This window comes from Streptomyces sp. NPDC002790 (genome assembly GCF_040295505.1).
GTDB lineage: Bacteria > Actinomycetota > Actinomycetes > Streptomycetales > Streptomycetaceae > Streptomyces.
Map to the genome: position 1 here is coordinate 19,404 of NZ_JBEOVM010000060.1, position 20,521 is coordinate 39,924.

Sequence of the window (20,521 nt, forward strand, 5' to 3'; positions counted from 1 at the left end):
CTTCGCGCCCCGCGGCGGAGCCGCGTATCGACACAGCCCCGCGCCCCTTCAAGGGCGCGGGGAACTGCGCGAACGCAAGCACAGCGCGACCGGCAGCCGCCCGGCAGAGCCGCGAGCCCGCTCCGACGCGGCGTAAAACCCGGTATGCGGCGGAGCCGTCGCGTGAGGCAGAATCGCCGCAATGAGCACCTACCGCGACCTCGCACACCGTGGCAGCGCACGGGCCACCGTCCTGCGGACGGTCGGCACCCGCGAGCGCCGCTCGCACACGACGGCCCCGCGCGTACCCACCGTCGGCATCGACATCGGTGGCACGAAGGTGATGGCCGGCGTCGTCGACGCGGACGGCACCATCCTGGAGACGCTCCGCACGGAGACCCCGGACAAGTCCAAGAGCCCCAAGGTCGTCGAGGACACGATCACGGAGCTGGTGCTCGACCTCTCCGACCGGCACGACGTGCACGCGGTCGGCATCGGCGCGGCCGGCTGGGTCGACGCGGACCGCAACCGCGTCCTGTTCGCGCCCCACCTGTCCTGGCGCAACGAACCCCTGAGGGACCGCCTCGCGGGCCGCCTCGCGGTCCCCGTGCTCGTCGACAACGACGCCAACACGGCCGCCTGGGCGGAGTGGCGGTTCGGCGCGGGCCGCGGCGAGGACCACCTCGTCATGATCACGCTCGGCACCGGAATCGGCGGCGCGATCCTGGAGGACGGGCAGGTCAAGCGCGGCAAGTTCGGTGTCGCGGGCGAGTTCGGCCATATGCAGGTCGTCCCCGGCGGGCACCGCTGCCCGTGCGGCAACCGCGGCTGCTGGGAGCAGTACAGCTCCGGCAACGCCCTGGTCCGCGAGGCCCGCGAACTCGCCGCGGCCGACTCCCCGGTCGCGTACAACATCATCGAGCGGGTCCAGGGGCACATCCCCGACATCACGGGCCCGCTCATCACGCAGCTGGCCCGCGAGGGCGATGCCATGTGCATCGAGCTGCTGCAGGACATCGGCCAGTGGCTCGGCGTCGGCATCGCGAACCTCGCGGCGGCCCTCGACCCCTCGTGCTTCGTCATCGGCGGCGGTGTGTCGGCCGCCGACGACCTGCTGATCGCGCCCGCCCGCGACGCCTTCAAGCGCCAGCTCACCGGCCGCGGCTACCGCCCCGAGGCCCGCATCGCCCGCGCCCAGCTCGGCCCCGAGGCCGGCATGGTCGGCGCCGCGGACCTGGCCCGCCTCGTCGCCCGCCGCTTCCGCCGCGCCAAGCGCCGCCGCGTGGAGCGCCACGAGCGGTACGAGCGCTACGCCCGCACCCGCAGCACGACGGGCGGCCCCGTCGACGGGGCCGAGCAGGGCTAGGGCCCGCGCAGATGCCGCAGAAAGTGACAGGAAAGCAATCCATGACCGTGCCCCGCCAGCCCCCGTCCGCGGACGAAGCGCCGCGACCGGCCGAGGACCGCGGCCATGTGATCCGACGCCGCGTCCTCACGCTCCTGACCATCGTGCTGCTCATCGGCATCCCCGCCGGCTATCTGGTGATCTCCGCGGGCCAGAGCCGGGACAGCGGCAAGGACAAGGAGGCGAAGTACTCGGTGACCGGCCTCACGGTCGGCTGGCCGTCCAAGGTGCAGCGCCGCCTCTACCAGATCCCGGTCCCGCCGCACTCGCGCAACGTCGCCTACTACGAGACGAACAACTACAAGGTGAGCCGCCTGTACGCGCAGTTCCTCACCAGCAACAAGGGCCTCGACCAGTTCCTGGAGGAGGTCGACGCCGGCTACACGGTCGGTGACCTGGCGACCGACGACCTCGCGATCAGCGACCGCGACCGGAAGATCGCGGGCTGGGACTTCACGGGCCCGGGCCCCTGGTACGGCCTCACCCACTCCCAGAAGGACCCGTCGCCGACCCAGACCATCGTGGTGAACCGCTCCAACCCCGACCACCCGATGGTCTACGTGGTGTCGATGACGCATCCGTGATCCCGGCCCCGGCCGGCGTTCGGGACGTCCGCGCTTCACTGCGCCCCCACTCCTGGTCCACACCGGGAACCCGGAGTGAACACCTCACGTCCATTGTGGGGACCCGCCACCAGGTCGCTCAGGGACACTGGCTGGCGTGGCCGAGTTTGGCGGTCATCACCGTGACGACGCCATCGGTGGACCCACTTGGAGGCGCACGCCCGCGAGATGCCCATCTCGGCGGCGACGTGCGCGATCGGACGAGTGCGGCAGCGTTCGATGAGCCGCCGTCGGCCCTCGACCGTAAGAGGTGCGTTGCGGTGCGGCATATCTATACCCCTCTGCCCCCGACGACGGACTGCCGGGCAGGTTGGCTCGAGGCAGCCGTGACGAGCCCAAGAGGGGGCCGCGCCGCGCTCCCCGCGGCGGCAGGCAGCGCGGCATCTGCAGAGCGCGAATTCATCGGGTGATCGGCGTGGCCCCGGTCACGGCGAGAGACAGCTCCCAGAGCCGGGCGGCCTCCTCGGGGTCGATGGCATAGGCACGCACGCCGCCGTCATCCATGGGCGTGCCGGGGGCCGAAACGCGGGCGACGTCGCAGTCCTCCAGGTAGAGCCCGCCGCGGCCGTCGAGGAGCGGGGACGTAGCGGCCCACAGGCCGGTGGCTGCCCCCTGAGAGGGTGTCTTGAGGTCTGCGCCGATCACGTTGCCGTGCTCGTCCACCCACCCGCGGTCGCTCTGCTCCTGGAGCGTCATCTCCCGCTGGAGTCCGGTGATGATCTTGCCGGGGTGGAGGGCGAATGCCCGGACGCCATCGCCTTGCCCGAGGGCGTCGAGGTGCACTGTGAACAGGGCGTTGGCGGTCTTGGCCTGGCCGTAGGCCAGCCACTTGTCGTAGCCGGTACGGAAGTGCGGATCGTGCCAGCGGATGCCGGACAGGATGTGTCCGGCGGAGCTGTTCACCACGACGCGCGCTCCGCCTGCGGCGGCCAGGAGCGGGTAGAGCTCGCAGGCGAGGGTGAAGTGCCCGAAGTGGTTGGCGGTGAACTGGGCTTCCCAGCCGGGCCCAACGTGCCGCTCCGGGGTGGCCATGATGCCGGCGACGGCCATCAGGAGGTCGAGCCCGTCGATGCGGTCGCTGATGTGCGCGGCGGCTGAGTGGACGCTGTCGAGGTCGGCCAGGTCCATGGGGATCACCTCGCTGCCCTGCACCTCCTGGAGAGCGGAACGGGCGACGCGGGGGCGGCGGGCGGGAACGATGACCCGGGCCCCGGCGGCCGTCAGAGCCAGGGTGGTCTCCAGGCCGAGCCCGGAGTAGCCCCCGGTCACCACAGCGGTCATGCCGGAGAGGTCATGGCCGGCCACGATGTCCTCGGCAGTGGTGGCAGCGGAGAAGGGCGTACCGAGCGGCTGCTGATCAGTAAGTGGCATGCCGTGGACGCTACGATCTAGAGCGAGGTCTAGATCAAGTCCAGGGGGGAGCGGCATGACGACCACCGAGGCGGCGGTGCCGTCGCTGAGCATCGGCGATGTGGCCGAGCGGACCGGACTGAGCGTGCACGCCCTGCGCTTCTACGAGCGCGAGGGCCTGCTCGTCGGCCCGGTCCAGCGCACGTCGGGCGGTCGACGGCGCTACACCTCCTTCGATGTCGACTGGCTGCTGATCTGCGTCAAGCTCCGCGAATCCGGTATGCCGCTCGCCGACCTCAAGCACTTCGCCGAGCTGGTACGCCACGGACCGGGAAACGAGGCAGAACGCCTGCGCCTGCTCGACGCCCATCGACGGCGCGTCGACGCGCAGATCCAAGCACTGGAGGAGTGCCGATCCGTCATCGCTTGGAAGGTCGGCGTCTACGCCGAGCACCTCGCGCGCGGCAAAGCCGGCGGGCTCTGGGACCCGACAGCCTGAGGCCGGCGCGGACCGCCGCGTCGTGTCTCCTGTTCCAGCAAGCGCTCCGCGCTCAATCGTCTGCCTTGCCGAAACCGTCAACAACGCCCCGTCCCGCAACACCCAGGGCCCGCGGGTGAGGCGGGCCCCGGCCGGCGGGCTCGTGGCGCGCGATCGGGTGGGCACGGGCTCCAAGACGCGGCACCCTCCCGAGCCTCGTCGCGCAGTGAATCAGCTGGCCTGCGCGTTCTGGACCACTGAGTGCGCCCAGTGCCGCGAACGCCGAATAGTCGTTCCTCACGCGGCCGTTCCATGACCAATGGTCGCGGTCGACAGAAGTGTGTCGTGGGTGGCCGAGTACCACCGGGCACTCAGCACTTCGCCAGACCTGGTACGGGCTGGTCGTTCTTGCCGCCGGTGAGGTAGACGTCGCTGATCAACACGCCGGTGTTGCCGGTGTCGTCATCGGTCTTCGCCCACCAGACGTTGGTCCACTTTCCGTACGTCTCCCGCCGCGTGAGCTTGACCTGGCAGTAGAAGTAGTTGGTTCCCGGTCGGATGGTGCCGACAGGACGGTGCTCGGCGTCGTACGAGGTGGCGGAGCGCCACACTCTGCAGTTGGACTTGCCGCCTCCGATGCGGGTGCAGGCGGGGGCGGGGGTGTCGCTCGCGGAAGCGCTGGTCGACTCGTCCGCGCCGTGCGCCGGTGGGGAGGCCCCGGACGGCGAGGCGGCCGACGTGGTGTCGTGAACAGCCGGGCCCGCGGCGCGCCCGCTCCCGTCGTCGCCCTGGCGGCTCACGACGTACGACGCCGCGGCCCCGGCGAGCAGCACCACGGCCACCGCGCCGACGACGGCGCCGCGCCTGCGTGTGCTGCCCCGGTGCGCGGTGACGGTCTGCGCGCCGGACAGGCCGGGGCGCTCCGCCGGGGCAGCCACCTGCGCCACCCCGGCCGCCAGCACGCCCGCATCCGGCGCCTGTCGTGCTCTCCGCCGGCCGAGCCGCACGGTCTCCGGCGACCGGGGCGGCGGCGGCAGGCCCGCGGCCGTGGCGCGCAGCACCTGTGCCGCGCGGACGGCGTCGGCGCGCAGCACCGGATCCTTGTCGAGGAGTTCGGACAGGGCGGGTGCCAGCGGGCCGGCCCGGCGGGGTGCGGGCAGCGGCTCCGTCACGATCGCGGTGATCGTCGACCACGTGGACGTGCGCCTGAACGGGGGCGATCCCTCGACGGCCGCGTACAGCGAGGCGCCCAGCGCCCACACGTCCGTTGCGGGGCCCACCTGGCCTCCGCGGGCTTGCTCGGGCGCGAGGTAGTCCAGGGAGCCGACGAGTTCGCCGCTGCGGGTGATCCGGGTGGCGGCGCCGTCACCGGGCTCCTGCAGGGCGGCGATCCCGAAGTCCGTGAGCACCGCCCGCCCTCCGTGTTCCAGCAGGATGTTGCTGGGTTTCACGTCCCGGTGCCACACGCCGGCACGGTGCGCGGCCGCGAGTGCATCCAGCACCTGGGCGCCGATACGGGCCGCCTCGAGAGGATGCACGGGGCCACGCCGCTGCAGCAGTCCCTGCAGTGACTCGCCGTCCACGAACTCCATCACGATCACCGGACGCCCGGCGTGCTCGGTGACGTCGTGCACGGCAACCACCCCGTGATGACGCACCCGCGCGGCCGCCCGCGCCTCTCGCTGCATCCGCAACCGCTGCTCGTCCGGGTCGGCGCCGTCCGTGTCGTCGAACGTCCGAAGCTCCTTGACCGCGACCTCGCGCCCCAGCCGCTCGTCGACGGCGCGCCACACGGTGCCCATCCCGCCGCTGCCCAGCCGGCCGACAACGCGATAGCGCCCGGCGATCACCCGCCCGTGGCCCGTGCCGCTTGCACGCTCGTCCCCCATACCCCGCACTCCGCCCGTCTTCTGTCGGTCCCTCAGGCCGAAGCGGCCTCACGACCACCGTAGACATCGTGCGCGCCGATGAGTACACCGGTCCAGACGTTCATCGGGCGGCGCGGGCCGGGAATTTTCCTGCTCGTTTCGAGTGCTTCTATTGCCTACCGGCTGCCGGCGGTGCTTGTCGCCTCGGGGTGCGCGAGGTCGGGGCCGACAGCGGCTGCCGCCTTCCTGGCGATGACGAAACCGGCCGGGCTGCTCCCGCGTGCGCCGTTCAAGCCGGACCGGTCAGGAAGGGGTCGGGTATCAGCGTCCGGCCCGCAGTTGCGTCGGCGGCCGACGCCACGCCTGCGGCAAGCGCGCCCATCAGGGGCGCGAACTTTGCCCCGTGTCCCGAGCACGGGGACAGGATCGTGAGTCCCTCGCAGCGGTCGAGGACGAAGTCCTCGTTCGGGGTGTTGGTGAACAGGCAAGTCGTCTCGGCGTACGGGGCGGGGTCCAGGCCGGGGTGGTGTCGGCGCACGTAGTCGACGACACGACTGCGGTTCCTCGCGTCCACCACGCCGTTCTGTTCCGCGGCCGATCGCAGCGGCTTGCCGCCGTTGAACTCGGCGACCTTCAGCCCCTGGAAGTCCGCGTCGCGGCCGCCGGGCAGCCCGTACGTTTGGATCTGCAGGTTCTTGTGGATGAAGGTCGGCCATCGGTGGTTCTCCCGGTAGCGGAAGTGATACGCCTGCTCCTGGCGGACCTCGAAGCGCGGCAGTCCCGCTCGAAAGGCACTGGGCAGGGGGAGCAGGTCGAGCAGTTTCGGGAGCCAGCCGCCGGCGGCGACGACCACGCGTTCCGCGTCGAGCTGTCGGCCGTCGGCGCTGCGCAGCGTGTAGCCGTGACCACGGCGTTCGACCGCTGTCACGTCCCAGTCGGTGCGGAGCAGAGCGCCGTGTTTCTGGGCCTGCACGATCATGGCCTCGACGCTGCGTTCGGAGTCGATGACACCGGCTTGAGGATGCCAGAGCACCTTGGTCTCGAAGTTGAACTGCGGCCAGCGGGTGGTGGCTTCCTCCTGGGCGAGCAGCTCGTGCTCGATCCCGACGGCTTCCAGGGTCCGGGCGAGCGCCTTCGGGTCGCGCTCAAGTCCGAAGTCCACGGCGCCGGTTCGACTGATCAGCGTCTGGGCGCTCGCTGCCTCCAGCTGCGACCACAGTGCACGCGAGCGTGCGACCAGGCGCGTGTAGAACTCGGAAGAGTAGGCGTAACGGAAGATCCTCGCCGAGCCGTGCGAGCTGCCGCCCGCGTCGGCCGGAGTGCCGCGCTCAACGACGGTGACTTCGTGTCCGGCGGTGGCGAGTTGCCATGCGGTTGCCGCGCCCGCGAGTCCCGCTCCGACGACGACGTACTGGGAGTGATCGACATCCACGATGGGGCTGCTTTCTGTGAGCCGTGCGGTTTGTGTGCCGCGCGCGACGTGTGTTTCGAACGATCTCTGCGACCTGCACGGCTGCGCGAGGACCTTCCGGTCGCTCGTATCCCCCTGAGTGGCGAGCCCGCCCCGGCCCGCCGCATCATGTCGGTCACTCGCCCAGGAGCCCGCGACATCCCCGTCCTTGCCCAGGCCATCGAAACGATCACTGCCACAGCAAGGGAGGTGCTGCCGAAGTAGTGGCAGCAGCAGTGCATCGGCGCTGCTGGACGGCCGGGCCGCCAACTCGCGGACGACAAAGAGGAGTTCGCCGTCCGGACGGCCGCCACCCGTCTCACCGGGCTCGGCAAGCCCTGCACCCGCTGGTCGACCGTGAACTCGCGGACCATCCGAGGCAGGACGCCGCGCGCCCCGACGTCCTGACCGCCCAGCGCCGCGAACGCGACCGCATCCGCAGCGAGAAGGGCTTCCGCTGGGATGGACGACCTTCAAGCGCTAGCCGAGTGGGCCTCGCGAATTGAGTCACCCTGGAGCGACAGCGTCAGCTGTGGACGGCCATGCACTCCTTCGTCCGTTCGGCCATCAGTCGCGCGCCTTCCTCCGCTCGTGGGGCATCCCGGCCGCCGCCGTCAGCGAAGAACTGCACCAGCAGGCCGGCTGCCGGACGTGGTGCGTTCCCGGGGTCGCACGTCGGGCAGAGTTCCAGGTGGGTGGGGCGGCCCTCGGCATCGTCCTTCTCTCCGCGGTCCCGGGGAAGGCGGAAACCCTGAGGGACTCCGCCCCCGGACCTCGTGTGGCGTCCCTGTCCAGGTCACGCTGCCTTGTAGTGGTGTGCGCGCCCGCCCCGCCACATCACCCACGCCGGATCAGCGAGCAGCGCGTCGGCGTCCTCCGGCCCGGCCCGACGCAGGAACTCCACGACGTCGTCATCGGAGTGCGCGAGGCCGGGGATCTGCCGGTGTGTGGTCACCCGCCGGGCTCCCGTACCGAGCGGCGGGTGCACGACGATCGGCGTGCCTTCCATCCCCACCCCCAGGGTGCGCCGGGTCGGCCAGTACGCAGCCCGGCACCACCCCGCCGCGCGGGTGAGCACAGCGTGTTGAACACCGTCCACCTGTGATGCCCGGCGTAGAAATCTGCACAGCGCACGAACTTGCCCATGCTCTGTTCGCGCCGCCACTAGGGCCCGACGCCGTAGCTTCCGTTCTAGTGGTCGTTGCAACACCCCAGCTCAAGGGGTGCGACGTGACGCCCTTCCTGGATGGTCGTTGCACGAGTGGAGTCGGTGGGTGCACTACCGCTCCCCGGCCGGCCCCGGTCCTCGAACCCTGGGGCCGGCCGGGTGCGTCAGTGCGTCCATGCCTCCGGGCCGCCGCCCCGCCACTCAATCAGCGCCGAGTAGACGACGTGCATCTCGTCGAAGGACCGCAGCCCAGCCTCCTGCAAGAGCGCGACTATGTCTTTCACGGACAGCGCCCGGCCGAGGATTGTGCCGTCGATACGGACGTTCCGGCCGCCGTCCTCGCCGGGCGGATAGATCACAACAGGCTGCGCAGTAGACATGCCGCCATCGTGCGGCGGGCGGTTTCTCCACGCAGCCTGGAGGCGTCCGCGTGGTCTACTGCGTGCCCGTTGGCGCCGGTCCGCCCAACTGTGGGGTTGGCGCTGGGCCGCCGTCCGAGGCCCTAGGCTGCTTCAGCCACCTCTGGTGCGTCGCTGGTCCCGGCGGGCTGGGAGGCCGCCTGATGCTTGAGCTGCGACCGCTTCGCGACAGCCTCCGGCCCGTCGAAGTCGGCGAAATACCGGTGGCCGACGATGAACGCCGACAGTTCGTACTCGCGCCTGCGCAGCCGGTCGAACTCGGCCGCACCCCCGGCAGTCCAAGCGAATCTGGGTCTGGACTCGCGCTCACGGCAAGCTCTGGCGGCGCAGTGTTCTGCGGTCGTGTTGTGCTGCGACGTCTGCGACGGGCGAGGCGAGAAGGAGCGAGCGGGTGTAGGGGTGTGCGGGTGTGCTGGTCAGGGGATCGGTTTCACCGGACTCGACGATCTCGCCATGGTGCATGACGGCGACGCGGTGGCTGACGCAGCGCACGACCGACAGGTCGTGGGAGATGAAGAGGTAGGCGACGTCGGTCGCGTCCTGGATTTCCAGCAGCAGGTCCATGATGGTGCGTTGAGTGGTCAGGTCGAGGGCGGAGACCGGCTCGTCGCACACGATGAAGCGGGGTTCGAGGGCCAGGGCGCGGGCGATCGCGACGCGCTGCCGCTGCCCTCCGGAGAACTCGCGGGGCAGTCGGCCGGCGGCGTCGGTCGGCAGGTGGACGCCGTCGAGCAGGGCGGCGATGCGGGCTCGGGCGCGGGAGGCGTCCCGCCCCTGCGCGACGAGGGGTTCGGCGAGGGTGTCACCGATGGTGAGGGCAGGGTTGAGCGAGGTGTACGGGTCCTGGAAGATGACCTGGATGTCCCGGCTCAGGGCGCGGCGGCGGGCTCGCGCGAGGCCGTCGATGCGTTGTCCGGCAAAGGTGATCCGCCCCGAGTCGAGCGGGACGAGGCCGAGGATCGCACGGCCGATGGTTGTCTTGCCGGAACCGGACTCGCCCACCAGGCCAAGGGTTTCACCGGGGCGGACGTCGAGGTCGACACCCTTGAGGACCTCCGTACGAGAGGAGCGCCGGCCTCGGCCGCGGAACGAGACACGGACCTGTTCCAGGGAGAGGAGCGGGACCTGCGCGGCTGGCGGTGTGTTCATGCGGTGGCGCTCCTTGCCGTGTGCGGCTGCCAGGGGGCGCGGGCGGGTTCCTTGTCCAGGACAGCGCCGAGCAGGGTGCGGGTGTAGGGGTCGTGCGGGTGGTCGAGCAGCTCTGTGGTGGGGCCGGTCTCGACGATGCGGCCGGCGTTCATGACGGCGACGTGGCCGCACAGGTCGGCGACCACGCCGAGGTTGTGGGTGACCAGGAGGACTCCCAGGTCGCGTTCGGCCTGAAGGCGCCGGAGCAGGTCGAGGACCTCCGCCTGGACGCGGACGTCGAGGGCGGTCGTGGGTTCGTCGGCGATGAGGAGCTTCGGGTCGCAGGACATCGCTCCGGCGATCAGGACGCGCTGGGCCATGCCGCCGGAGATCTCATGCGGGTAGCGGCGGGCCACCTGGCGAGGGTCCGGTATCTCGACCTGGGCGAGGAGTTCCAGGGTGCGTGCGGCGGCCTCTCGCTTGGACAGGCCGAGGACGCTCCGCAGCGGTTCGGCGAGCTGGCTGCCGACGGTGAACGCCGGGTCGAGGTTGCTCATCGGCTCCTGCGGCACGTACGCAACGGTGCTGCCGCGCAGTGCGCGGTGATCCCGCTCCGGGAGGGCGACGACCTCCCGGCCGTCCACACGGACCGAGCCGGAGGTGATGCGGCCGCCTTCGGGCAGGATGCCGAGGACGGAGAACGCGGTCTGCGTCTTGCCGGAACCCGACTCACCGACGAGGCCGACGATCTGACCGGGCCGCACGTCGAGGTCGACACCGTGCACGACCGTCCTGTCGCTGCCGTCGGGCTGGGCGTACGCGACGCTCAGGCCGCGGACGGAGAGCAGCTCGGCCCGTGGGCCGGCGTCCTGCGACGACGAAGGCGCGGAGGTCGCACGTGTGCGTGTGGCGGACCGGCGGGGCGGGGCCGCGGCGCGGTCCTCCAGGACGTCGCGCAGCGCGGCGGCGAGCAGGACGAGCGCGCTGCTTGTCAGCCCGAGGGCGAGGCCGGGCCAGAGCAGGAGCGCTGGTTCGCGCTGGATGTTCTGGAACGCCTCGTTGAGCATGGCCCCCCATGTCGCGGTGGTCCCGCTGCCCACTCCGAGGAATTCGAGTCCGGCCTGCAGGCCGATCGCGATCCCCGCGACGAGGGCGACCTGGATGATGACGGGCCCCCGCACCACGACCAGGACATGCCGGGTCACGATCCGGGTGTCGGACAGCCCGGAGATGCGCGCGGCATCGACATACAGCTCACCGCGGACGTCGGCGACGACCCCGCGGACCAGGCGGAAGAAGCTCGGCGCCACCAACACCCCGAGCACGATCATGAGGACCCAGACATTCGGACCGAGGATCGCCCGGGACGCCAGCAGCACGACCATCGCGGGCAGCGCCATGACGAGATTGACGATCCACGCGGCCACGGAGTCGAACGTGCCGCCCCGGTACCCGGCGAACAGCCCGGACGGAACACCGAGGAGCAAGGCGATGCCGACGGCGATGAGCGCGCCGGCCAAGGTGTTGCGGCCGCCGTACAGGATCCGGGACAGGATGTCGCGCCCCGCGGAGTCCATGCCCAGCGGGTGGGCGCCGCTCGGTGACCGGAAGGCATCGCCGAGGGCCGAGGCCGTGGGGGACTGCGGGGCCAGCAGGGGCGCGAGGAGCGAGGCGAGGACGACGAGGGCGAGCAGCGTGAACGAGAGTGCACCGAGCGGATTGCGCAGCAGCCTGCCGACTGCGCGCGGGCGTCGGACCGTTGAGGGCGTGGCCTTGGGGGCGTGACCGGACCGGCTCATGTCACTCTCGCTTTCGGGTTGAGCCAGCCGATGAGAATGTCGACGGCCAGGTTGATCAGTACGACGCCGATGACGGTGAGCATGACCAAGGCCATGATCACCGGGATGTCGCCGCGGGTGGTGTAGGCGACGGTCATGCTGCCGATGCCGGGGAGCCCGAAGATCTGCTCCACGAGGACCGCGCCGCCGAGCAGGCCGACGAACTGCATGCCGAGCAGGGACAGCGCGGGCGCCGAGGCATTGCGCAGGACGTGCCGGAACACGATGCGGCGCGACGACAGGCCACGGGCCCGCAGCGTCCGCACGTAGTCCTGGCGCAGGACGTCGATGACGGCGCCGCGCACCTGCTGGGAGACACCGGCGACGGCGGACACCGACAGGGCGATCACCGGCAGGGTGACGGTGGACAGCCAGCCCGTCGGGGAGTCGCCGAGGGCGGTGTAGCCGATGGCGGGGAACCAGTGCAGGTTCACCGCGAAGACGAGGACGAGGACGAGTGTCACCAGGAAACCGGGCAGGGCTTGCCCGACCACCGCGGCGACCTGGAGGCAGCGGTCGACAAGTCCGCGCCGCACACCGGCCCATGTTCCCAGCAGGAAGGAGACGACGGTGGTGACGAGCGTGACGCCCAGCATCAGACTCAGGGTGACAGGCAATCTGCCTGCCACCGCCTGGGTCACGTCCTCACTGGTGAACCACGAGGTGCCGAAGTCGCCGCGCACCGCGTGCGAGAGCCAGTCCGCGTACTGGGCGAACACGGACCGGTCCAGGCCCAGGGAGGTGTTCTTGGCGTCGATGGCGGGCTGTGCCGCGGACTCGCCGAGGAGCTGGCGGCCCACGTCGTGGTGCGGGATCGACAGCAGCAGGTACGACAGCAGGGAGATGACCAACAGGAGCACGGCTCCTGCGGCGATTCTCCGGAAAATGAGGGTCAGCATGGTCTCGGCGTTCAGGTCCGGCGGCCGGAGGGCCGGCGTGGGCCGCGCGCGGACCGTGCGGCCCGGTGGCCGGGTGCGGGTCGGCGGCGGTGGGAAAGGGCTCTGTGTCGGGGCAGTTGGGCCTGGGGCGGGGAACCGGCGGCGCCGCTGGTCGAAGGGCCGTCCCCGGGCAAGCGCTCATCGCGCGCCTGCCCGTCCTTCACCGGTCGAGCGCGGCGAGGACCTGCGTGGTGGCGCTGCGGTGTCCAGCCGCGTTGGGGTGGAAACCGGCCGCCTGCTCCGTCTCCTTCGGCTCGATCCAGCGCACGCCGTCCGGCTTGCAGGCGTCGTGCCCGATCGAGGGGGTGTACAGGTCGACGTAGTCCGCGTCGTAGACGTTTGCCTGCTCGGAGAGCATGGAGTCGAGCTGCTCGGTCTTGTCGCGGAACCAGGCGAAGTCGCCAGTGGCGAACGGGATGGTGTCGGGGCAGGAGCTGCCGTCGTCCGGCACGATGGCGGGATAGCCGACGAGGAGCACCCGTGCCTGCGGCGAGCGGGCGTGGATCTCCTTCAGTACGGCTTCGATCTTCGGCCCGACGCTGTTGATGCGGCCACCGATGACGTCGTTGCCCAGTGGTGTGTAACTTGACCGGCAGGGCGCGCCGGTGGGAGCCAGGTGGGCCAACAGGACGCACCGCGTGATGACGCCGGTCAGGTCGAGGTCGTTGCCCCCGACGCCGAGCGTGACCAGAGATGTGTCGGGGCGCAGGGCGTCGAGCTGGGGCGGAGCCGAACCTTGACGTTGCGTCATATCCGCGGTCGTCGCCCCGGCGCATGTCACGTCCGTGAAGTCGTCCGCCCCTACGGATCGGGCCACCAGCGAGGGGTAATTGCTTTCGGAGCGGCCGCAGTTGGCATCGGCCTGCGCGGGGATGCCGAGGCCCGAGCTGTAGGAGTCTCCGAGGGCCACGTAGTGCGCCGCGGGTGCGGGCGCTGCGGCGGCGGGCTGCGCCGCCGCGAGTGTCAGCGTCACGGCGCAGGCGGCAGTCAGTGCGGCGACGGGTCGGGCCCGGTGTCCCCCGGTGGAGCCGGCGTGGTCGGGGGCAGGTGGATGGTGCAGCGTCATGCCGTACCTCTTCTCCTGGAAATGGGAGGCCGCGGGGCGCGAGCGACCCACGAACGCAAAAACCATACGATGAACGGTTTCTGGCCGTCAATCCCCGTGCCCGCACCGGTCGATGAGTCCTTGACGTGCCAAAACCGATCGACTTACGGTTTTGTAATTCCGGCGCACACGCGCTCAGACCACGAGCAGAGCAGGTCCGATGGCCGAACAGCCCTCCGCCGTTTCGCGTCTCCCGCTTTCCCAACAGGCCGCCCTGACCAGCGGCGGCGGCGACTTCACCACGCAGGAGGCACCGGGCGTGCCCGCCCTGCTGATGTCCGACGGGCCGCACGGTCTGCGGCTGCCAAAGAACGCAGGGAACGGCGGTCAGGCCGATCTGCGCAGCGCGGCCCCTGCCACCTGCTTCCCGCCCGCCGTGGCTCTGGGCAACAGCTGGGACCCCGAGCTCGCCCAGCGGGTCGCCGGGGCGATCGCCGCTGAGGCTCGCGCCTTCGGTGTGCACGTCGTCCTGGGGCCGGGCATCAACCTCAAGCGCTCCCCGCTGTGCGGTCGCAACTTCGAGTACTTCTCCGAAGACCCGCACCTGACCGCGGAGTTGGGCGGCGCCATGGTGCGGGGACTGCAGCGTGCGGGGGTGGCCGCGTCCCTCAAGCACTTCGCGGCGAACAACCAGGAGACCGACCGCATGCGGGTCAGCGCCGACATCGACGAGCGGCCCCTGCGCGAAATGTACTTGCGGGCCTTTGAACGCATCGTGCGCCGGGACCGGCCCTGGACGGTGATGGCCGCGTACAACGCTGTGAACGGTGTGCCGTTGTGCGAGAACGAACACCTCCTCACCTCGGTCCTGCGCGACGAGTGGGGCTTCGACGGTGTCGTGGTCTCGGACTGGGGAGCTGTCCGCGACCGGACCCTGGCTCTGATGGCGGGCCTCGACCTGCAGATGCCCGGCACCGACGGTCGCACCGACCAGGAGGTCCTCGCGGCTGTTGAGGACGGCCGCCTCCCGGCCCAGGCGCTGCACACGGCCGTGGAGCGCATCGCCCTGCTCGCCCGGCGCGTCACCGCCGCCGATGCCCCGCCGCCGCCCGCCGAGACGCTGTTCCCCCGGCATCACGCCCTGGCCCGGGAAGTGGCCGAGCGCTCCGTCGTCCTGCTGAAGAACGAGGACGGGCTGCTGCCGCTCGACCCCGGCACCCGCCCCGGAACCCTCGCGGTGATCGGCGAACTCGCCCGCACACCGCGCTTCCAGGGCGCCGGCAGCTCCCAGGTGACTCCCACCCGGCTCGACACCCCCCTCGACGAACTGCGGAAGCTGGCGCCGACGGCGAACATCGCGTTCGCTCCCGGCTACCGGTTGCCGGGCGGCGAGCCGACCGGGCCCGCCGAGGCGGACGGGAACGTCGGGCACCCTGACGATGCGGCCGCCGACGAGGCGGAGGCCCTGGCCGCACGCAGTGACACCGCCGTGGTGTTCCTCGGGCTGCCCGCGCAGGACGAATCCGAGGGCTTCGACCGCGAACACCTGTCGTTGCCCCGAGCCCAACTGGCGCTGCTGGAACGGGTCGTGGCTGTCCAGAGCCGAGTGGTCGTCGTCCTCGCCCACGGTGGCACGGTGTGCACGGCCCCGTGGCAGGAGTGGGTGCCCGCGCTCGTCGACGCCTCGCTTCTCGGCCAGGGTGGCGGTCATGCGCTCGCTCGCGTCCTGCTCGGTGCGGCCGAGCCGCGCGGCCGGCTCGCCGAGACCGTCCCGATGCGCCTCGAGGACAGTCCCTCGTATCTGTCGTTCCCCGGCGAGGAGGGACGGGTGCGGTACGGGGAGGGTCTCTTCGTCGGACACCGTGGTCACGACGCCCGGCGTACCCCGGTGGCCTTCCCGTTCGGCCACGGTCTGTCCTACACCACCTTCGAACACCGGGACTTGCGCGTGTCATGGGACGCCGACGCGCAGCACGCCGAGGTCACCGTGACCGTGGCCAACACCGGACACCGGGCAGGGCGCGAGGTCGTCCAGGTCTACCTGCACGGTCCGGACGGCTCGCCGGTCGTGCGTCCCGAGCGCGAACTGCGCGGATTCACCGGTGTCGAACTCGCCCCTGGCGAGCAGCGGGACACCACGGTGACGCTGGCGCGCGACGACTTCGCCCACTACAGCGAACGCGAGGCCGGCTGGCGTGTCGAAGGAGGGACGTGGCGCATTGACGTGGGCGCCTCCTCTCGTGACATCCGGCTCTCGGCGCCCTGTGACGTACAGGGTGACCCGTCCCGGCTCACCCTCACGGGACGCAACACGCTCGCCGAGTGGTACGCGCACCCCGAGGGCGCCCCCGCGCTCGCCGCCGCGTTCGCCGAAGGACGTGGCGCGGACGGGCCGCCGTCGGCGCTCGACGACCCGCTCGTGCACCGATTCCTGTCCGGCGTCCCCCTCGACGTGATCGCCGAGTTCCCGCAGAGCCCGCTCGGTGCGGAGGGGCTGTCGGCGCTGGTGGATCGCCTCGCCACAGAGAGGGCCGGCGGCAGCACCGCGCCCCGGGAGACGTCGTGAGCGCGTCGAGGAGCGCCCGGGCCGGGTGACCGGAAACGGCGCCGCCGGCTGGGAAGCGGTGCGGGACGCGTTCACCCTGGGCCAGGCAGGCGCCCCCGGTGGTGCCCAACTCGGCGTGCAGCACGAGGGGGGAGCAGGCCGTCGACCTGGCCATCTCCCGTTCGTCGTGGGCCTCGACCTGTGGATCGGTCTGCCGCCTGAGGAGGAGCGCCGGTTCGTGCCTCAACGTCCCTCGGCCGGGCCTTGGGCCGGCGAACAGATCACGAGCGCACTCGACGTGCTCGGCCTCACCCGCGACGACGGCCCAGCTCGCGCCCTCATGACCGCCACGGGTGAACTCGACCGGTTCGTCGCCGAGTTCACCACACGCCACGGCCGCACCGCTGAGATTCCGGCCGCCGTGGACCAGGGAGCTGACGGCGTTCGTCCCGTGGCGGCCGTGCGGCAGGGACCGGCACGCGAAGGAGGGGCGGGGGCCGTCGAGCTCCCACCCCTCCTCGATGTGCTGAGTCAGGAGTCGCTGTCGTCGTCCGCGGTGGCCGGCGGCATCAGCAGCGCCATCACGTCGTCGATCGGCTGCTCCATGTTGACCGAGCGGTCCACCAGCCACTGCAGCTGGATACCGTCGGCCACCGCGATCAGCAGCGCCGCCAACCGCTCGGGCGGGATGTCGCAGCGCATGTCCGAGGTGGCCAGCTTCTCGCGGAGCCACTCGGTGACCTGACCCCGCATCACGGGATAGCGCTTCGCGAAATGCTCGTGTGCCGGGTGCTCGGGGTCGCTGGCCGCGGCCGCCATCGACACGAACAACTCGACGAGTCCCGGGGTCGCCGTACCCTCGCGGATGACCTCCCGGTACCGATAGGGGCCGGTGCGCTGCTCCTGCCGTACGCGGGCCGCCTCGTCACGCATCCGCAGGACCTGGGTGAGCAGGTCCTCCTTGGAGTCGAAGTAGTGCATCAGTCCGGGCAGGCTGATGTTGCACCGTGCCGCGACCTTGCGCAGTGAAGTTCCGCGGTAGCCCTCGGCCGCGAAGATGTCGAGCGCAGCCTCCAGGATCTCCTTACGCTTGGCCTCGCCCTTTTCGTAGGGACCGCGTTTCGCCATGTGCCTCACCCTAACGTGCGGCGGACGGTACCGGCCGGGACGTGGATCCGGCGCCCGGGAGCCGGCCCGCCGCGGCGAGCGCACCCAGCCATCGGGCGGACGCCTTGGGTGTGCGGGCAAAAGTGGTGGGGTCGACACCGATGAGCCCGAACGTCGGCGCGAAGGTGCCCCATTCGTAGTTGTCCAGGGCGCTCCAGTGGAAGTAGCCGCGCACGTCCGCGCCACCCCGCAGCTGCTCGGCCAGGGAGGCGAGGGCCCGGCGTGTGTAGGCGATACGCTCGGTGTCGTCGGCGGTGGCGATGCCGTTCTCCGTGACCACGATCGGCACGCCCGTGCCGGTCACCTCGACCGTGTGCGCGATCGCCTCGCCGAGCGCCTCCGGGTAGACCTCCCAGCCGGTGAGCGTCGTGGGTGCGCCGTCCGGGACGGGCAGCGGGCCGTCCGGGCCGATGAGGTGCCGGGTGTATGCCTGCACACCAATCCAGTCGTCGGCGCGGGCCTCTTTGAGGAAGAGGTCCTCGCGGGGCCAGGCGTACGCCGCCGCGGCCGCCTCGGCGCCCGGCTCGGCCTGGTAGACCTGATTGGCCACGGTCCAGCCCACCTGGTGTCTGGCATCGGCCTCGTGGAGCACCGAGCGGGCCTGGTGGTGCGCCTCGATCAGCGTCCGCGTGACGACCTCGTCCGGAGCGATCAGCGCCGGATTGAACGCGGCACCGCCCTCGGCTCGGCCCCGCGCCAGGCTCGACCAGCCGTGCTCGGCGGCGTACCGGCGAAGCGAGTACATCAGAGCGAGCATGTTGGGCTCGTTCACAGTGGCGACCCGGGTGGGGCCACCCAGTACCTCCAGCGCGGTGCGGGTGTACTCGGCGAAGAGGTCCGGCGCGTCCGGTGCCCGCCAGCCGCCGCGCTCGCTGAACCAGCGCGGTGAGGTGAAGTGATGCAACGTCACCACCGGGGTGAGGCCGCGTGCCCGCGCGCCCTCCACCATGGCGCGGTAGTGGGCGAGCGCGGCTCGCGACACGCGTCCGGCCTCAGGCTCGATTCGCGCCCACTCGATGCTGAACCGGTAGGCGTTGAAGCCGAGTTCGCTCAGCAGGTCCATGTCCTGCGGCCAGCGGTGGTAACTGTCGGCTGCGTCGCCGCTCGGTGCCGAGACGAACGTGTCGGGTGCGTTCTCCAGGGCCCACCAGTCGCTGGCGATGTTGTTGCCTTCGACCTGGTGTGCGGAGGTCGCGGCCCCCATCAAGAAGTCTTCGGGCAGGGCGAGTTCGGTCCCGGGCTGGGGCGACGCCATGGAGCTTCTCCTCTCACGAGAGCGACCTCCGGGCCCTCTCGCCAAAAGCGTTCATTGATCGGTTTTCGTGTTAGCGTACAGGTGGTGCCGCACCGTGTGGAAGAGGCGACGTGGGGGCGCGTCGAACCCCGGAGGCACTTGCCCGGAGGCGCCGTCCGTCGCGCCCTGACGACGTGGCCGGGGGCGCCTCCGGGCTCCGGCCGGAGGGAGGTTGTGTTGTCCGCACTCATTCCCGGGCCTGCTGACGCCCGGATGGGGCCGGGCCTGCTGTGCCCACCCATCGGAGCACCCTGGCGGGTCCGCAGTGCCACGCGCGAGTTCGCTTCCGCGGCCGAGACCGTACGGGAGCTGCTCGCTCCGCACCTCGGCGCCCGAGTATCCGCTGCGGCCCCGCCCACCGGCCCCGCACTCACCTTGACCGACCAGGACGCGCCTGCCGCGCCGCGCCGCACCTTCGGCGTCGCGCCGACCGGCGAGAGTGAGCCACCGGACGAGTCGTACGCCCTGGACGTCGACGATGCCGGTGTCGTCTGCCGTGCCCGCACCCCGGCCGGCGCCCTGCGCGGTGGAGTCGCTGCCGCCCAACTGCTGCTCACCGAAACCCACTTGCCGCACCGCCGGATGCGCGACGGGCCGCACTTCGCCTGGCGCGGCCTGATGCTCGACCCGGCACGCACCTTTCTCTCGCCGGACGAGCTGCGCCGCCTCATCGACGTGGCCGCGCTGTACCGGCTCAACGTCGTGCACGTGCACCTGACCGACAACGAGGGCTGGCGCCTCCAGATCCCCTCGCTCCCCGCCCTCACCTCTCAAGGCTCGGCAGGGAAAAGAGAGTTCTACACTGTCGCCGAATATCGGGACCTGCAGTCCTACGCCGCCGCCCGGCACATCACCCTGATCCCGGAAATCGACCTTCCGGGGCACTGTGCCGCCCTGCGCCGCGCCCTGCCGGACCTGCCGCCGGCCCCGGCCCCCGAGGGGCTGCGCGGTCGCTACTCGTACACACCACCGCTGGACCTGGCCGACGACACCACGCGCACGACCGTGTCCGCCGTCCTCGCCGAGGTCTGTGCGCTCACCGATGGTCCCTTCGTCCACGTCGGCGGCGACGAGGCGCTCGGTATCACCGCGGATTCCTTCTCCCATGCGGTCACTGAACTCCGTGAAACGATAAGGAAGTTCGGCAAGAAGCCGGTCTGCTGGCAGGAGGCCTCGCGGGCCGGCCTCGCGCCGGGCGACGTCCTGCAACACTGGGTGGACGTGGAGATGATGGATCTCCCCGACACCCCGGATGAGCTGGCCGCTCGCCCCGACCTGGCGTCGACCGGGCACGGGGTGGAGGTGTTCCGTGCACTCAAACGCTTCTTCGGACCCAGTGACCACGACGTCCGGCGCATCCTGGACGGCGGCGGCCAGATACTGCTCTCGCCGCAGTCCCATCTGTATCTCGACCGGCGCTACGCACCCGAGACCCTGCCCGAAGATGTTCGGGCGGCCGTCGCGGACGTGGGCTTCGCCACCTACCGGCCGCGCAGCACCGAATACGCCGCGCAGTGGAGCCCCGACCTCCACGGCATTCCCGCGGATCGTGTGGCCGGCGTCGAAGCCACGCTGTTCGCCGAGCAGTTGACTGGTTTCGAGGACATCTCCACTTTGCTGCTGCCTCGTTTGGCGGGTGTCGCCGAGGTCGCCTGGACGGGCCGGGCGCCGGACTGGTCCGAGTTCCGGGGCCGGCTTGCCGCGCACGCCCGTTGGTGGGCCGAGCGGGGGCTGCCGTACGCAGCCACGACCGATGTGCCCTGGGTTGAGAGTCGCTCCTGACCGTGGGTCCGGTCATGCCTGTGCCCCGGCCGAGGTGCCGGGGC

The 20,521-nt window shown here is 71.1% G+C and carries 16 protein-coding genes and 3 pseudogenes; 5 read left to right on the forward strand and 14 right to left on the reverse strand.

The annotated features are described in order from the left end of the window. Window positions 1–181: 181 nt before the first annotated feature. Together ABT004_RS23830 and ABT004_RS23835 are read left to right on the forward strand one after the other, a co-directional pair. Window positions 182–1,345, forward strand: a complete 1,164-nt coding sequence (locus ABT004_RS23830; RefSeq protein WP_351340359.1) for an ROK family glucokinase — start codon at window positions 182–184, stop codon at window positions 1,343–1,345. 41 nt (window positions 1,346–1,386) lie between these two features. After that, entirely contained in the window at window positions 1,387–1,968 is a 582-nt protein-coding gene (locus tag ABT004_RS23835; RefSeq protein WP_351340362.1) for a sugar kinase, read from the forward strand. Window positions 1,969–2,099: 131 nt separating this feature from the next. On the opposite strand, the pseudogene ABT004_RS23840 reads toward ABT004_RS23835, so the two are convergent. Continuing rightward, window positions 2,100–2,276, reverse strand: a pseudogene (locus ABT004_RS23840) (helix-turn-helix domain-containing protein); the annotation flags it as partial. A 130-nt stretch (window positions 2,277–2,406) separates the two neighbouring features. Beyond that, the gene (locus ABT004_RS23845; RefSeq protein ID WP_351340365.1) at window positions 2,407–3,378 is read right to left on the reverse strand and encodes an SDR family NAD(P)-dependent oxidoreductase; all 972 of its coding nucleotides are present in this window, start codon (window positions 3,376–3,378) and stop codon (window positions 2,407–2,409) included. Window positions 3,379–3,433: 55 nt separating this feature from the next. Between ABT004_RS23845 and ABT004_RS23850 the strand changes: the two genes are divergently transcribed. Continuing rightward, complete coding sequence (locus ABT004_RS23850; protein WP_351340368.1) at window positions 3,434–3,856, forward strand: MerR family transcriptional regulator; 423 nt, start codon at window positions 3,434–3,436, stop codon at window positions 3,854–3,856. Window positions 3,857–4,206: 350 nt separating this feature from the next. Here the strand turns inward: ABT004_RS23850 and ABT004_RS23855 are convergent, their stop codons facing one another. The 10 genes and pseudogenes from ABT004_RS23855 to ABT004_RS23895 form a co-directional block, all read right to left on the reverse strand. After that, window positions 4,207–5,724 (reverse strand): serine/threonine-protein kinase, encoded by a 1,518-nt coding sequence (locus ABT004_RS23855; protein WP_351340371.1) that lies wholly within the window; start codon window positions 5,722–5,724, stop codon window positions 4,207–4,209. A gap of 268 nt (window positions 5,725–5,992) precedes the next feature. Next, a complete protein-coding gene (locus ABT004_RS23860; protein ID WP_351340373.1) occupies window positions 5,993–7,135 on the reverse strand; it encodes an FAD-dependent oxidoreductase in 1,143 nt (380 codons plus the stop codon). A 544-nt stretch (window positions 7,136–7,679) separates the two neighbouring features. Beyond that, a pseudogene (locus tag ABT004_RS23865) lies at window positions 7,680–7,862 on the reverse strand (DUF6300 family protein); the annotation flags it as partial. 87 nt (window positions 7,863–7,949) lie between these two features. Next, window positions 7,950–8,162, reverse strand: coding sequence for a hypothetical protein (locus ABT004_RS23870; RefSeq protein WP_351340376.1), 213 nt, complete (start codon window positions 8,160–8,162; stop codon window positions 7,950–7,952). 323 nt (window positions 8,163–8,485) lie between these two features. Then, window positions 8,486–8,701: a hypothetical protein gene (locus ABT004_RS23875; protein WP_351340378.1), complete on the reverse strand. Its 216-nt coding sequence runs from the start codon at window positions 8,699–8,701 to the stop codon at window positions 8,486–8,488. A gap of 122 nt (window positions 8,702–8,823) precedes the next feature. Beyond that, window positions 8,824–9,030, reverse strand: a pseudogene (locus ABT004_RS36420) (DUF8825 domain-containing protein); the annotation flags it as partial. Window positions 9,031–9,046: 16 nt separating this feature from the next. Then, on the reverse strand, window positions 9,047–9,889 hold the full coding sequence (locus ABT004_RS23880) for an ABC transporter ATP-binding protein (protein ID WP_351340380.1): 843 nt from the start codon (window positions 9,887–9,889) through the stop codon (window positions 9,047–9,049). Further along, window positions 9,886–11,667, reverse strand: a complete 1,782-nt coding sequence (locus tag ABT004_RS23885; RefSeq protein WP_351340383.1) for a dipeptide/oligopeptide/nickel ABC transporter permease/ATP-binding protein — start codon at window positions 11,665–11,667, stop codon at window positions 9,886–9,888. Before ABT004_RS23885 ends, ABT004_RS23880 begins: the two co-directional genes overlap by 4 nt. Then, window positions 11,664–12,605, reverse strand: coding sequence for an ABC transporter permease (locus ABT004_RS23890; RefSeq protein WP_351340384.1), 942 nt, complete (start codon window positions 12,603–12,605; stop codon window positions 11,664–11,666). Before ABT004_RS23890 ends, ABT004_RS23885 begins: the two co-directional genes overlap by 4 nt. Window positions 12,606–12,804: 199 nt before the next feature. Then, a complete protein-coding gene (locus tag ABT004_RS23895; protein WP_351340386.1) occupies window positions 12,805–13,710 on the reverse strand; it encodes an SGNH/GDSL hydrolase family protein in 906 nt (301 codons plus the stop codon). Between the two features lie 199 nt (window positions 13,711–13,909). Here ABT004_RS23895 and ABT004_RS23900 point away from each other — a divergent pair, with 199 nt between their 5' ends. Beyond that, window positions 13,910–16,255 carry a glycoside hydrolase family 3 C-terminal domain-containing protein gene (locus ABT004_RS23900; RefSeq protein WP_351340388.1) on the forward strand — a complete coding sequence of 782 codons (2,346 nt, stop codon included), beginning with the start codon at window positions 13,910–13,912 and terminating at the stop codon, window positions 16,253–16,255. A gap of 510 nt (window positions 16,256–16,765) precedes the next feature. Here ABT004_RS23900 and ABT004_RS23905 read toward each other — a convergent pair. Together ABT004_RS23905 and ABT004_RS23910 are read right to left on the reverse strand one after the other, a co-directional pair. After that, window positions 16,766–17,362 (reverse strand): TetR/AcrR family transcriptional regulator, encoded by a 597-nt coding sequence (locus tag ABT004_RS23905; protein ID WP_351340391.1) that lies wholly within the window; start codon window positions 17,360–17,362, stop codon window positions 16,766–16,768. Between the two features lie 10 nt (window positions 17,363–17,372). Beyond that, window positions 17,373–18,656 carry a glycoside hydrolase family 1 protein gene (locus ABT004_RS23910; RefSeq protein WP_351340393.1) on the reverse strand — a complete coding sequence of 428 codons (1,284 nt, stop codon included), beginning with the start codon at window positions 18,654–18,656 and terminating at the stop codon, window positions 17,373–17,375. A gap of 216 nt (window positions 18,657–18,872) precedes the next feature. On the opposite strand from ABT004_RS23910, the gene ABT004_RS23915 reads away from it, so the two are divergent. Then, window positions 18,873–20,477, forward strand: coding sequence for a family 20 glycosylhydrolase (locus tag ABT004_RS23915; RefSeq protein ID WP_351340396.1), 1,605 nt, complete (start codon window positions 18,873–18,875; stop codon window positions 20,475–20,477). The last annotated feature ends 44 nt before the right edge of the window (window positions 20,478–20,521 follow it).